The following is a 15974-nucleotide window of genomic DNA, read 5'->3' on the forward strand; positions in this document are numbered from 1 at the left end:
TGACCCGTCCTGAAATAAGGCTACATAATTTTAAACATTATGTACAAAAATGACAAAGTAATCAGACGGTATTCGGAACCTTTTAAACTGAAAATTCTGGACGAAATCACAACTGGAAAACTTAACAAAAACCAACTAGGCAAACTTTATGGCATTGCGCCTACCACCATTAACGAATGGATCAGGAAGTACAACCGTAAGAACCTAATGAACACAAGGGTAAAAGTGGAAACAAAAGACGAGATAACACGAATCAAGGAACTGCAAAAAGAGATCGGACAGCTTAAAAAGCTACTCCTAAAAAAGGATTTGGATGCATTGGTACTGGATTCATACTTGGAAGTCGCAGCAGAAGACCTGGGCTACAAATCTGTGGCTGAACTAAAAAAAAAGCTAAGTATAAAGCCTTGATCAAAGCCAAAGAAAAAGGTAAGGGATTTGCTTCTTTAACTACTATAACCAATTTTTTGGACATAAACGCAATGCTTACTATAAGTATAAAAATAGAGCTGATAAGCGTTTAAAACTAGAACAGCAGATTATTGGGATAGTTAAGAAAAGACGCAAGTCCCTTCCAAGGGAAGGCGTGCGTAAACTTGTTAAATCCTTAGATGATGAGTTTACCAAAGCCAACCTTAAAGTCGGCAGGGATACTTTGTTTAACGTCCTTAGAAAACATCAAATGCTAACACTTAGAAAGAAATATAGCTCTAGAACAACTAACTCTTTGCACAGGTTCTATAAGTATAAAAACATCATTAAAGATATTGAGGTTACAAGACCTAACCAAGTGTGGGCCTCTGACATAACCTATATCAGAACGGTAAAAGGATTTTGTTACCTGGCGTTAATAACTGATATGTATTCAAGAAAGATTGTTGGTTATGACCTTAGTGATAGCCTGGAACTAAACGGATGCGTGAGGGCCCTTAACAAAGCTTTATATCATGCTAAAAACACAAAAGGACTCATTCGCCATTCAGACAGGGGCATTCAATATTGTAGCAATGTATACACCCAGATACTCAAAAGAAATAAGATAGATATCAGTATGACAGAAGAAAACCATTGTTATGAAAATGCCCTCGCAGAAAGGGTTAACGGGATTCTTAAAGATGAATTTTATCTCGACCAAACCTTTACTGATACGGCGCATGCTAAAAGGGCTACAAAAAATGCAATTAATCTACACAACGAAATAAGATTACACTTATCTTTAGATTTTAAAAACACCAAATATGGTATATAAATTAACAGCGTAAATCAATTATTAACCCTGTAGCCATATTTCAGGACGAGACATGCAAAAACATCCATAGATTATGAAACAAACACAACTTACCGCAGAATTAATAAGCACTGAGTTACTTGTAACCACTGTGCAGGAACTTTCTCTTGCCCGCAATATCGATGCGGTAATGAAAATTGTTCGCACTGTTGCTCGTAAACTGACTGGGGCTGATGGTGCTACCTTTGTCCTAAGAGACGGTGATTTGTGCTTTTATGCTGACGAGGATGCTATCAGCCCCTTGTGGAAAGGCAGCCGCTTTCCTATGGAGACCTGTATTAGCGGTTGGGCTATGTTAAACAAGCAACCGGCTGTAATTGAAGATATCTACCAAGACGATAGGATTCCAGTTGATGCCTACCGACCTACTTTTGTGAAAAGCCTTGTAACGGTCCCCATTCGTACCATAGATCCTATTGGGGCTATTGGCAACTACTGGGCGAAGCACCGAAAGCCCGCGCCCCAACAGGTTGCCTTACTGCAAGCTCTTGCGGATATCACAGCGGTTTCAATAGAGAACATTGGGGTAAGGGATAAGCTTAAGGAAAAACTTAAAGAGCGCAACAAAATGCTAAACCAACTGAAGGTGCAACAAAAGCAACTTCAGGAGTTTACACAAATAATTGCCCATAACATACGTGCTCCCTTGTCTAACTTGCTCATATTAAACGATCTGATTAGACAGACCGAAGCTATTAACGATAAAATGCTTTATCTTGAAAAACAGCAGCCGGTCATTGACTTTCTGCATGAAACTTTTGAAGAATTGGTTAGTGCAACACAGGTGAAAGCAGACTTTAGCGTTGAAAAAGACCATATAGAACTTGAAAAAGTTACAAACAAAGCCATCAATTTGTTGCATGGTGAAATACTGAAAGCAAATGCCCATATAACCCAAGACTTCTCAAAAGCAACAACGGCCTACTTTCCCTCAAAATACATAGATAGTATTTTATTTAACCTGTTAAGCAATGCCCTCAAGTACCGCTCACTAGACAGGGATTTGCAAATCAACATAAAGAGCTATAAAAAATCAGGGTGGGTATATCTTGAAATTAGTGACAATGGGCTTGGTATTGACATACAAAAGCACGGAGACAAGTTATTCAAATTACATAAAACATTTCATAAGCATCCTGAAGCCAAGGGTTTTGGCCTATTCATCACTAAAACCCAAATAGAGGCCATGGGGGGGTATATAAAAGTAAAAAGCAAACCTGAAAAAGGGGCAAAATTTACCGTTAAACTATCACAAGAAAAAACACTATGAATCAAGTACAAAATATATGCCTCGTAGACGATGATGATCTTTTCCATTTCATTACCAAAAAAGTAATAGAAAGAACTGATCTTGTAAAAAATATAAAGGTTTTCTATAACGGTCGGGAAGCGATACACTTTTTAGAATCAGCCCTGTCCTTGATGGAAGAGCTACCGGATGTCATATTGCTTGATCTCAATATGCCCGTTATGGATGGTTGGGAGTTTCTTGAAGAATTCATTTCCCTAAAACCTAAATTAGGAAAGAAAATCTCCATCTACATCGTTTCTTCATCAAACGACCCTGCGGACATTATGAAGGCAAAATCAATAAGTGAAGTAACGGACTTTGTTATCAAGCCGGTAACGGAAGCCAAGTTTGTTGAAATGATTCAAGGTTTATTAAGCGGCTCTGGTAAAGAATAAATACACAGTGACCAAGACCGTCAGTGTCAGTCTATACCAAAACTCCCTTTTTTGAGTTTTGTATTCGGAGAGGTATCTTAGGGAATTTTCAAATAAGAGAATCTCATAACTATATATACATTGGCAACAAGCTGAAAAATGACATTTCTTACCAGTAGGATAAGTGTGAATAAATAATTTGTAATTAAGTTGGGAAATAATTACTAAACGAATTACCAAAACGGAGAATATTATCACAGAATGAAAACAATTTTTTCAAAAAAAAATAAAGGAGGAACTGATTGAAAGAATTGGGGAAGTCAATGAAAACAATAAAGCTGAATGGGGTAAAATGAATGTTTTTCAGTAGAAACGTATTAATGCCCAAAAGATGCAGTTCGTGGAGCCTTGCTAAATGCAATTGCTCATAAAGATTATTCGGGTGGTGTTCCTATTCAAATAAGCGTTTACAACGACAAAATTATTATTTGGAACTAAGGTCAATTGCCCGAAAATTGGACTGTTAAAAATCTATTGGAAAACACGATTCAAGACCATAGAACCCCGACATTGCAAATGCTTTGTTCCGTAATGGTTATATTGAATCTTGGGGAAAGGGAACAATTAAAATTATTAGAGAATGTAAACAATCAGGAATCCCGAACCTGTTTTCAGTTATGATTCAAGTGACATTTCTGTAGAGTTCAGAAAGGATATTTATAATGAAAAATATTTGCAGTCGCTTAACCAAAACGATAGACAAGTAAAGGCTGGTTGTATGCAAAAGACAAAGGAAAAACTACAAATAGTGAATATCAAAGATTAAACGACTGTTCTCGAAATACCACCAGTAACGATCAAAGACTTGCTAAAACCAAGCCTACAAGAGGGAGCAGGAACATTTTACACTTTGAAATGAGGGGTAAGACAGATATAAATCAATTGCACATTAATTGCACAAATTGCACAATGACAAAGGAAAGCCTATTCTATTCGCAGGCACATTTACAAAGCCCTACGAGGCAAGTCTACGGAGAAAATTTTACTCATACAGTTTTAGTTACAGTAAAAACAAAAGTGGAATATAAAACAGGCAGCATAGATTAGTTAGCAATTTAAATTTTTGAATTTGTTAGAGTGAAATTATAGTCAATATTTAATGATAAAATTTGTATCTTTATGTCAATAAAGACAAATAAATTTTGTTTTTAAATAGCTCTTTTTGACTTTAGTGTACTATTCGGTGAATCTTTTGAATAAAAACACGTAAAATACTGTAAAACAGTTATTTATAACATAAAAGTTAGTTCTGTCATCCCGACAAATAGGGTATCAAAGGATATCAAAAGATATGGTAATCAAATGAAATTCAGTATTTTAATATTTTGTTTGAATTCATTTGTATCCATTTGAGTACAAATTTAAAGGTGTCCTATTAGGTGTCCTATTTTTAAGAAATAATTTTTTAAATTTGTAACATTAGTATTTCATCTTTACAGCGATTTGGCTTTCGTTTAACTGATTTATTCATCAAAAACGAAAGTAATGACATTCCTAAAAACCTTCAATGTCCATTTTTGGCTAAAAAAGACGGTCTTAAAAAAAGACGGAACATTCCCGATTTATGCGAGGATCACCATAGATGGCAAACGTGCCGATCTAAGCACCCAACAAACCACCTTAGAAATTAGCTGGTGCACAAATGCAAGGCGCATCAAGCCCAAATTTTCAGGTTCAAAGGAAATCAACGATGTTCTTCAAAACATCCATTCCAGATTAGTTTTATGCCATAGGCAACTATCTGATAGCGGCGTTGTTGTTTCTGCCCAAGCAGTTAAATTAAGGTATTTGGGCAAGGACAAACCTGTTGCTACAATTGATGACCTCATACACTATCATAGGGAGAATGATTTGATCTATTTATCTCCTGGAACGGCCAAAAACTATCCCTCTACAGAAAAATACCTTCATAGGTTTATTTTAAAAGAGTTTAAGTCATCAGATTATTATCTAAAGAACATCAATTATTCCTTTGTTGTCAACTTTGAAAATTACCTAAAAAATTGTCCACCGTTAAGAAAGTCACAGCCCCTAGGAAATAATGGTATAATGAAACACATGGAACGCTTTCAAAAACTGACGACCTTGGCCTTGAAACATGGCTGGATAAAGGAAAACCCTTTTTCCTTATATCAGTTGAAGTTTGAGGAATTTGATAGTGCATTTTTGGACCAAATAGAAATTGATAGGGTTAAATTGCTCAATTCGAGCAATAGTTCATTAGAAGATACCAAAAACATTTTCATCTTTTCTTGCTACACAGGTTTATGTTACATAGAGGTGAAGAATCTTAATACCAAAAGTATAGTTACAGGAATAGACGGTGAACAATGGATAATGGTCAAGCGCCAAAAAACAAAAACCCCCGTAAAAGTGCCACTTCTGGATGAGGCGAGAAGAATCCTGGATATTTATAAGGATCATCCATCTGAACTTAATGGACATCAGCTTTTACCCGTGCTTAGCAGCCAAAAGGTCAATAAGCATTTAAAGAAAATCGCGGGGTTATGTGGTATTGATAAAAAACTGACGTTCCATGTTGCCCGCCATACTTTCGCCACCACGATTACTCTTCTAAACAATGTGCCGCTGGTAACGGTATCAAATCTTTTGAGCCATAAAAAGATTTCCACCACCCAGAAGTATGCCCGGGTTATTGAGACAAAGATTAGCAGGGATATGTTGAAGCTTAAAAAGACCTTAAAGGTGATTAATCTAAAAAGTGAAAAACGTAAAAAGTCAGATACTACGGGTCATTTAAGAATTGTTTAGCGAATTAATAAAATTCAACTAGATCTCTAACCTAAAAAAAAACAGAACAGCATGTTAATAAGCCTTACTTGATCATACTCTTCGTAATATAAGAACTTACAGTAAAGAGGTGGTAAACAGAACCAATTTATTGGTAGTCTATAGCAATCAACAGTTAGACGTTAATTTAAAAGAAATGAGTACTTTAATAGGAATAAAGAAGATCATAAACTTAGGACTTAGACAAGTAAAAGTCGAAAAAGATTGAAAAAATGCAGGCGTGGTGGAATTCGTAGACACGCCAGACTTAGGATCTGGTGCCGCGAGGTGTGGGAGTTCGAGTCTCCCCGCCCGTACGAAAGCCGAAGTTTTTCTTCGGCTTTTTTTATCAAAAAAAACTTATGTTTTTTTGCATAGGTACAACATAGGTACAACATTTTACTTTTTTATTCATTTAATTAAGAATGATGCATTTTAGTTGTAAATAATTTCAAAAAGAATAAAAGAGTCTTTTTTCGAATAAATTCTAAATCATTTTAACATATCATTAAGCTCATAATCCGAAGGTCACTGGCTCGAGTCCAGTTCCCGCTACAAAACAAGACTCATATACATTTTGTGGTTGAGCTTTTTTATCTTTAATTGGGCTAATAATGGACTAAATATAAAAACAAAAAAAGCCTAACAAATTGATTAACAATTGTTAAGGTTTATATTATGCGGACAAAGAGGAACTATCCAAAATCTAAATTTTCTTTTGGTTATTGGAAGTTTGAGATGCTAGGATTTTGGGTGACACCGAATTAGTTCCTTTTTAAGAAAACTTTAACGATTAAATTTAAATTTGATTGTTTTTATTTTGTTTGATTTCTTGGAGGTTAAAGGTTTGAATCCATTCGAGTTTCAATAATATAAGGGATTTTAAAGCAATATTAACGATTTACAATGTTTCCAAAATATAACGTAACGAGCCGTTATTTGTTTCCAACTTTTCATGCAGTTTTGAATTTTTATTTCTTTTTTATTGAGAAAAAGATATAATAAAAAACCTCTATTTATTCAAATAAATAATATATTAGTTCAATTATCATAATTTGAAAATGCCAAAAATTAATTTTATTCAGATTTCAAAATTTATTATTTTAATTGGTTTTGTACTTTTTGTTAGTTGTAAAAACGACGGCGAATCCAAAAGGTACAAAATTGGTTTTTCACAATGTCTCAGTGATAATATGTGGCGTGATGCTATGAATCATTCCATGCAAATTCAAGCATCATTATTGCAAGATAGTCTTACACTTGAAATATTTGAAGCGAATGGAAACATTCAAAAACAAATTAATCAAATTGAAAAAATGATTCAGGATAATTATGATCTAATCATAATATCTCCTAATGAGCCCGATAGAGTTGTACCAGTTATAGAGAAAGCTTTTGATTCCGGTATTCCAATAATTTTAATTGACAGAAAAATTAATTCTAATAAGTTTACGGCATTCGTTGGAGCTGATAACTTGGCAGTAGGGAAGAATGCTGCAAATTATATTGCTTCAATGGAAGAAAAAATTAAAAATGTAGTTGAAATTAAAGGTGAGGATAATTCAACACCTGTAATTGAAAGAAGTAAAGGGTTTGAACAAACAATACAAAAGGAGCCATCGGTCAATTTAATTAAAAGCATGGTCGGTATCGACAGTGTTAAAATTAAGAGTTTGATTGATTCTATTGATATAAATCAAATTCATTATATGTTTGCATTTAATGATGAATTAGCCTACCAAGCATGGAAAATTGTACATGAAATAAGCTCTTCTAATAAAATTAAATTTATTGGTGTTGATGGACTTAATGGCACAAATGGAGGTGTTCAGCTAGTTCAAGATAACGTATTAGAAGCCTCTATATTATACCCAACAGGAGGAGAAGAAGCAATTAAGTTAGCAATGAAAATTCTTGGGGGGGAAAGTGTAGAGAAATATAATATTCTTAATTCAACAATAATAGATTCACGTAATGCGGATATTATGCGAAACCAGTTCGATAAAATTATTCAGCACCAAGATGACATCTCTCTACAACAGAAAAAAATACAAGAACAAGAAAATACCTATACTACACAAAGTAAGACTTTACGATTAGTTTTAGGTCTTTTAATTTTAAGTATAATTTTTGGAGCTCTTGTTATATATTCTTGGCGTATTATTAGGCAAAAGAAAAGAGAGTTGGAACTAATTAATAAAAAAATTATAATTCAACGAGACCAAATAAAAACCAGTAACGATGCAAAGGTTAATTTTTTTACAGGTATATCGCATGAGTTTAAAACACCTATTACACTTATTTTATCATCCATTGAATCTTTAACAGAAGAAAATAGAAAAAGAGATTTTAAGCTTTTAAATGAATTAGGTTTAATTTTTAACAACTCAAAAAGATTATTAAGACTAATAAATCAATTGTTGGATTTTAGAAAAATTGAAGATCGAAAATTTATATTAAGGGCTTCGGAAACCAATATTTTTAAGTTTACTCAAAGTATATATAGAGATTTTGAACGAGAGTCAATAAAAAGGAATATAGATTTTACTATTACTGCTAACAATGAAGATTTATTTGCATACATAGATAGAAATTTAATGGATAAAGTGTTTTTTAATCTGTTATCTAATGCCTTTAAATTTACGCCTATCAGGGGTGAAATTAGCATCAATATAATAGACGTAACGGGGGCTAATTTTTTTGAAATTCATTTTAAAGATTCAGGAATAGGTATTCCAGAGAGAGAATTGGAAAGTGTTTTTAAGCCGTTTTTTCAAGGTTCTAATAATAATAATAAACCAAGTTCTGGTATAGGGCTGCATATATCTAAGGAATTTATTGATATGCATAAGGGGAAAATTCAGGTAAAATCAAATAATGGTACAGAAATTATTATAACATTATATAAAGACAAAATACATTTGAATAGTGATCAAATTGTATTCGAACCAGAAACTAATTATAATGAAAATTTTAATTTTATTTCTGATTATGAAGACGATTTATTGCCAGTAAATGTTTCTTCTAATAATGAAGAAAAACTGAGCATTTTAATAATTGAAGATAATTCGGATTTGGTGAAATTCTTGAAAAACAAATTATCTCATGTTTATGATATACATGTGTCAGATGGTCATGATGGTATTGAAAAGGCCTTAGAAATAATTCCAGATATTATGATATGTGATGTTAATTTACCAGTAAAAAATGGATTTGAAATATGTGATATATTAAAAAGAGATTTAAGGACATCACATATTCCAACTATTATATTGACAGCTCTGGGTAATAAGGAATCATATATAAAAGGATTGGAATCGGGTGCGGATTTATTCTTAACTAAACCATTTAGTTTAGCCATTTTATTTCAGTCAATAAAAGCTTTATTATATAATCGCGCCAAACTTCGGTATTACTATGTCAATAATCTTGAAACAATTAATAAAAATCACGATTTCGGGGTTATGGAGCAGGATTTTCTTTCTAAAATGAATAAGATAATCTATGAGAATATTGACAATTCCAATTTTTCGGTCGAACAATTAGCTGAAGAGTTAAATGTTTCTCGAGTACAACTATATAGGAAAATTAAAGCTATTTTAGACATTAAAGTCAGTGATTATATTCTAAACATCAGGTTGGAAAAAGGAAAGGAAATGTTAAAAAATAATTTAAAACTCTCTATCTCAGATATTGCTTATTCGGTAGGGTTTTCTTCTTCAACATATTTCTCAACAAGTTTTAAGGCTAAGTATGGAAAAACTCCAAAAGAATATAAAGGGAAATTTTAAAATTTCTTAAAATATATTTTTATCCATTGCCTATTTAACTGAAAATTCAGATTAAAAATTCTCTAAAAGACATTTCAAACTATGTTTTCAAAGTAACAATTTTAAATTTTATTGCTGTAATTCATTTAAAAAGTTAATTATAATCAAAATATTATTTATTTTAAATAATTAATAATCAACTAGTTACTGTTATTTTGTTATATCTGAAAAAAAAAATAGTTTGTGAAACAAATCTTAAGAGTCGTTAGATCTTTACAATATAAATTGCATAAGGTTTAATGAGATAATCTATTTGTTTAAACCAAAGAAAAACTAAACGAAATACACCACCACATGAACAGAAAGATATTAATCTGGTCTATTACCGCTGCGTTAGCAGGTTTCTTATTTGGATTTGATACTGTAGTTATATCGGGCGCTGAAAAAAAATTACAATTATTATGGGGTTCTTCCGATATGTTTCATGGCGTTGTAGTTATTGGAATGGCATTATGGGGAACTGTAGTGGGCGCCTTTTTTGGAGGTATTCCTACTAATAAATTAGGGCGAAAAAACACTTTAATATGGATAGGTATTTTATATACCATTTCTGCTATTGGTTCATGTTTAGCAAACGACCCTTATACTTTTGCTGTTTTTAGATTTATTGGTGGTCTAGGTGTGGGCGCTTCAACCATTGCTGCTCCAGCATATATTTCAGAAATTGCTCCTGCAAAAGATAGAGGTAAATTAGTAGGGCTTTACCAATTCAACATTGTATTTGGAATTCTAATCGCCTTTTTATCAAACTACTTATTAAATAATGTTGGAGAAAATGCTTGGCGTTGGATGGTAGGAGTAGAAGCTTTCCCTGCCGCTATTTATACCTTATTTGCCTTAACAATTCCAAAAAGCCCACGTTGGTTGCTTACCAAATTTAGAAATAGTGAAGCCATAGGTGTTCTTAAAATTATAAATCCAGATCAAGATCCAGAAAAACTTATGTTAGAAATTAAAGATGAGATGGAAAACACAGTACCCAACGAAAATATATTTCTCAAAAAATACAGATTTCCATTAATTCTAGCTTTTTTAATTGCCTTTTTCAATCAATTATCTGGCATTAATGCCTTATTATATTATGCTCCAAGAATTTTTGAAGAAGCAGGACTTGGTGAGAGTACAGCCTTATTAAGCAGTATAGGTATAGGTGTTACTAACATGCTTTTTACATTATTGGGTATTATCCTAATAGATAGATTGGGAAGAAAACAATTGATGTATATATGTTCGTTTGGTTATATAATCTCTCTGAGTTTAGTTTCTGCTGCTTTCTTCTTTAGCTGGGAAGGTAGTATTGTACCCATATTGCTGTTCATGTTCATAGCATCACACGCTATTGGTCAAGGAACAGTGATATGGGTGTTTATTTCTGAAATCTTCCCTAACCATTTAAGGGGTGCAGGGCAATCTTTTGGAAGTTCAGTGCATTGGGTATTGGCAGCTGTTGTACCTTCCTTAGTACCAGTATTGTTTTCAACAATTGGTGCGGGTATGGTGTTTCTAATATTTGCTATTATGATGATTCTACAACTTCTATTTGTCATTTTCATGATGCCAGAAACTAAAGGTATATCATTAGAAGAATTAAGTAAAAAATTAATTAAAGATAGAAATCAAGCTAACTAAAACTAAATTATTATGAAACATATGAAATTAAAAAAACTGATTTTTATAATGCTTCTTTCGGTGGCATTTATCAGTTGTAAAAAAACAACTGAAGCCAATCAAAGTAATGTTGAAATAGCGAAGTCCTATTCAGAAGAAGACCTTTACCGTCCTAATTTTCATTTTACACCCAAAAAAGCATGGATGAATGACCCAAATGGGATGTTTTACAAAAATGGGTATTACCATTTATATTTTCAGCATTATCCAGATGGAAACACATGGGGTCCCATGCATTGGGGGCATGCTATTAGTACAGACATGGTAACATGGAAAGAAATGCCCATAGCCATATACCCAGATGATAAAGGATATATCTTTTCAGGAAGTGCCGTGGTAGATGTTAACAATACCTCAGGATTTAGTAAAGGTGGCGGACAACCTATAATTGCCATGTTTACTTACCATGATATGGATGGGGAAAAAGCAGGTAAAACGAATTATCAATCGCAAGCCATAGCATACTCTTTAGATGAAGGTCAAACCTTTACTAAATATTCTAGTAATCCTGTCATTAAAAACCCCAATATTAGAGATTTCAGGGACCCAAAAATTACTTGGGATTCCATACACGAAAAGTGGGTCATGGTATTGGCGGCTGGTCAAAAAATTATGTTATATAGTTCATCAAACTTAAAAGATTGGAAATTGGAATCCGATTTTGGAGATGGTATAGGTGCACATGGTGGCGTTTGGGAGTGTCCCGATTTTTTCCCTATGGTAGTCCAAGGAACTGATGAAATAAAATGGGTGTTGTTGGTGAGTATTAATCCAGGTGGTCCAAATGGCGGTTCTGCAACACAATATTTTGTAGGTGATTTTGATGGTAAACAATTTAAAATTGACCCATCATTTGAAAAAGATTTGAATAGTTCTGAACACAAGTCGATATGGATTGATTACGGAAGAGATAATTATGCGGGAGTAACCTGGGCAAATATACCAGATACTGATGGCAGAAAATTGTTCATGGGATGGATGTCTAATTGGGAATATGCCAATGTAGTGCCTACTGAAACATGGAGAAGTGCCATGACGGTTGCAAGACAAATTGAACTTCAAAAAGTAAATGCTAGTTATAGATTATTATTTCAACCTGTAAAGGAACTAACCAGTTATAGAAGTACCAAATTTAAAAAGGAATCGATAGCAATAAATGGAGACACAAAAATCATTGATTCAAAAGCTATCGATTTATCAAGTACAGAAATCAATTTTAAAATTTCAGATTTAAAAGATAAAGGCTTCACTTTTAAGCTTACAAATAAACAAGGAGACACCTTAGCTTTTGGATATAACAATAGTGATAAAAACTTTTTTGTAGATAGAAGAAAATCTGGTAAAACAGAATTTTCAGAAAAGTTTGTGAACCATGTTTCTGTTGCTAAAAGAACATCATTAAATCCAGATTTGCTTGGTACAATTATTCTCGATAAAACATCTATAGAACTTTTTTTTGATAATGGAGAAACAGTAATGACAGAAATATTTTTTCCTAACTCACCATTCGATAAACTAAGTATTGAACCTAAAGACCAAGAATTCGTTCTTGACAGTATTGAAATCCACAAACTAAATTTTAACTAAATTAATTTATTATGAAATTAAAACAACTTTTATTTCTGCCTGTATTTATTTTTATAAGCATTTGGGCACAAGCACAGGTAAGTGGTACCGTTACCTCCCAAGAAGATGGGATGCCTTTACCCGGTGTATCAGTAATTGTATTGGGCACAAACCAGGGTACTGCAACAGACTTTGACGGTAATTATGTACTGGAAAATGTTGATGAAAATGCAACATTGGTTTTTAGCTACATAGGTTTTAAAACCCAAGAAACACAAATTAATGGACGTTCGGTAATAGACGTCGTTCTGGTAGTAGATGCTGCTGCACTAGACGAAATTGTTGTAACTGGTTATACTAAGCAAAGAAAGGCTGATATTACAGGAGCAGTTTCGGTTGTTGATGTTGATGAAATGAAAAAGCAAACTAATGCAAATCCCATTAAAGCGTTGCAAGGAAGAGTTCCTGGTATGTTAGTTACTGGTAATGGCGAACCTAGTTCCCCTGCCACTGTGCGAATTCGCGGAATTGGCACACTTAATAATAACGATCCACTATATATTATTGATGGCGTGCCCACCAAAGCGGGAATGCATGAATTGAACCCTCAAGACATTGAGTCTATTCAAGTATTAAAAGATGCTTCAGCGGCTAGTATTTATGGATCTCGTGCTGCTAATGGTGTAATTATCGTTACTACAAAAAGTGGAAAAAGTGGAAAAGCTAGACTAAGTATAGATACTTACACTTCTATTTCAAAATACACATCAAGAACCGAAATGTTAGATACTGAAGGATATGGAAAAGCACTTTGGCAAGCTAACATAAATAATGGTACAGATCCCAACTCCAATAGTGTAAAATACCGATTTGATTGGGGGGTCAATTCACAAACAGGACAGCCTTTTTTAAATAAAGTTCTTGTTCCAGAGTATTTAGATGATGAAGGTACTTTAAAATCAGCCAATACCGATTGGTTTGATGAGATATCTAGAATGGGTACAATTCGTAATGTCGATTTATCTATGTCAAATGGAAATGATCAAGGTAATTACTATATGTCTTTAGGCTACTATAAAAATGAAGGCGTTATAAAAACCAGTGAGTTTGATAGGATTTCTGCAAGAATAAATTCCAATTATAAAATATTCAATAATAAAGTAACTATTGGTGAAAACTTAAGCATTTCAAAAACCAATGAAGTTAATGGTTCCCCAATAAATGAGGCTCTACAAGCACTCCCTATTATTCCTGTACGTACTGTTGATGGAAATGGTTGGGGTGGTCCAGTAGGGGGTATGAATGACAGACAAAATCCTGTGAGATTATTAGAAGATAATAAGCAGAATGATTATGATTTTTTAAGGATCTTTGGGAGTTTTTATGCAGAAACAACATTGTTTGAAGGTCTTAACTTTAGAACAAGCATGGGGATAGATTATGGGAATTACTTTGCAAAGAATTTTAGAAAACGTTATGAATCGGGTTATTTAAATAATCCCGTTAATAAACTTGAAACAAATCAAAGCCATAATTTAAAATTAACATGGACCAATACACTTAATTACGATAAAACATTTGGAAATCATAATGTTAATGTATTATTAGGTACAGAGTATTATCACGAGAGATTCAATTCGTTTTGGGCGTCAAGAGAGGATTTTGTAGTTGAAAATGAAGATTACCTTTATTTAGATGCGGGAACTGGGGAAAAAAATAATGGTGGTAGCGGAGCTGAAAATGTTTTATTGTCCTATTTTTCTAAGGTTAACTACTCTTATAATAATAGATATTTAGCTTCTGCAACTTTACGATATGATGGTTCTTCTCGCTTTGGACAAAATAATAGTTTTGGGGTTTTTCCTGCATTCTCTTTAGGATGGAAATTAAGTGAGGAAAAATTCATAAAAGAAAATATCGAAGCTATAAATGACTTAAAGTTTCGTTTTGGTTGGGGAATTACAGGTAATCAAGAAATTGACAACAATGCAATTTATAATATTTATCTAACCGATTATGCCAACACAGCCTATGATATTAATGGATCAAAAACGGGGGTTTTGCCTTCTGGATATAAATTGGTTCAAAATGCTAATCCAGACCTTCGTTGGGAGGAAAGTACCATGACAAACTATGGTATTGATTTTGAACTGTTCCAGCAAAAGTTATATGGTAGTGCAGAATATTATATTAGAGAGACTAAAGATATTTTGTTATTACCTCCATATATAGGTACTCTTGGCGAAGGTGGTAATCAATGGGTTAATGGAGCCTCTATGGAAAACAAAGGTTTTGAGGTCACTTTGGGAACGAGGCTTAACATAAATGAAGATTTGTTTATTAACCTAAATGCTAATATAAGCCAATATAAAAACAAGGTAACTAAATTACCTGCTGAGGTAGTAAATGCATATGGTGGAGATGGTAGAGGTCAAAATATACTGGGAAGGCCAATAAATTCTTTTTTCGGTTATGTTACCGATGGATTGTTTAGAACAGATGACGAAGTATCTAACCATGCTGAACAACCAGGAAAAGGTTTGGGTAGAATTAGATATTCCGATTTAAATGATGACGGGGTAATCAACGATTTTGATCGTACTTGGATTGGAAGTCCCCATCCGGATTTTATTTATGGTTTCACAGCAGAGGTTACTTATGGGCAGTTTGATCTTTCATTCTTATTGCAAGGAATAGCTGGTGTTGATGTAGTAAATGGTTTTAAAAGAGCAACAGATTTTTGGAGTGTTTCGGAAACTGGTTCCAATAAAGGAGCACGATTGTTAAATGCTTGGTCTACTTCAAATCCCAATTCAACTATTCCAGCAATTGCACTTACAGATGCCAATTTTGAATCAAGATTTTCAACTTATTTTATCGAGAACGGTTCTTATTTAAAACTTAGAAATATCCAAATTGGATATAATTTTAGCGATGATCTTGTAGAAAAACTAAATATGCAATCTTTTAGGTTTTATGTTGGTGGAGATAATTTAGCCTTGTTGGCAAAAAGTAAGTCGTTTACTGGCTTAGACCCTGAAAATCCAGGCTTTGGGTATCCTAATCCATTAATAGTAACGGCTGGATTAAATTTAAAATTTTAAACT

9 protein-coding genes and 1 tRNA gene are annotated in these 15974 nt (G+C 33.3%); all 10 read left to right on the forward strand.

Annotation, left to right across the window (positions count from 1 at the left end; genetic code table 11):
* Positions 1 to 39: 39 nt before the first annotated feature.
* Positions 40 to 411 carry a transposase gene (locus tag CSW08_RS08245; RefSeq protein WP_106658087.1) on the forward strand — a complete coding sequence of 124 codons (372 nt, stop codon included), beginning with the start codon at positions 40 to 42 and terminating at the stop codon, positions 409 to 411.
* Between the two features lie 25 nt (positions 412 to 436).
* Positions 437 to 1249: an IS3 family transposase gene (locus tag CSW08_RS08250; protein ID WP_157831444.1), complete on the forward strand. Its 813-nt coding sequence runs from the start codon at positions 437 to 439 to the stop codon at positions 1247 to 1249.
* A 73-nt stretch (positions 1250 to 1322) separates the two neighbouring features.
* Positions 1323 to 2558, forward strand: coding sequence for a sensor histidine kinase (locus tag CSW08_RS08255; RefSeq protein ID WP_106659423.1), 1236 nt, complete (start codon positions 1323 to 1325; stop codon positions 2556 to 2558).
* Positions 2555 to 2974: a response regulator gene (locus tag CSW08_RS08260; protein WP_106659424.1), complete on the forward strand. Its 420-nt coding sequence runs from the start codon at positions 2555 to 2557 to the stop codon at positions 2972 to 2974. The genes CSW08_RS08255 and CSW08_RS08260 overlap by 4 nt, the downstream gene beginning before the upstream one ends.
* Before the next feature lie 1524 nt (positions 2975 to 4498).
* Positions 4499 to 5785, forward strand: coding sequence for a site-specific integrase (locus tag CSW08_RS08275; protein WP_106659426.1), 1287 nt, complete (start codon positions 4499 to 4501; stop codon positions 5783 to 5785).
* Between the two features lie 253 nt (positions 5786 to 6038).
* A tRNA-Leu gene (locus CSW08_RS08280) sits at positions 6039 to 6120 on the forward strand.
* A gap of 744 nt (positions 6121 to 6864) precedes the next feature.
* Positions 6865 to 9594 (forward strand): substrate-binding domain-containing protein, encoded by a 2730-nt coding sequence (locus CSW08_RS08285; RefSeq protein WP_106659427.1) that lies wholly within the window; start codon positions 6865 to 6867, stop codon positions 9592 to 9594.
* A gap of 333 nt (positions 9595 to 9927) precedes the next feature.
* Positions 9928 to 11262, forward strand: a complete 1335-nt coding sequence (locus tag CSW08_RS08290; protein ID WP_106659428.1) for a sugar porter family MFS transporter — start codon at positions 9928 to 9930, stop codon at positions 11260 to 11262.
* Between the two features lie 12 nt (positions 11263 to 11274).
* Entirely contained in the window at positions 11275 to 12888 is a 1614-nt protein-coding gene (locus CSW08_RS08295; RefSeq protein WP_106659429.1) for a glycoside hydrolase family 32 protein, read from the forward strand.
* Between the two features lie 11 nt (positions 12889 to 12899).
* On the forward strand, positions 12900 to 15971 hold the full coding sequence (locus tag CSW08_RS08300) for a SusC/RagA family TonB-linked outer membrane protein (RefSeq protein WP_106659430.1): 3072 nt from the start codon (positions 12900 to 12902) through the stop codon (positions 15969 to 15971).
* Positions 15972 to 15974 lie beyond the last annotated feature (3 nt).

It is taken from the genome of Confluentibacter flavum (assembly GCF_002843175.1).
Taxonomy (GTDB): domain Bacteria; phylum Bacteroidota; class Bacteroidia; order Flavobacteriales; family Flavobacteriaceae; genus Confluentibacter; species Confluentibacter flavum.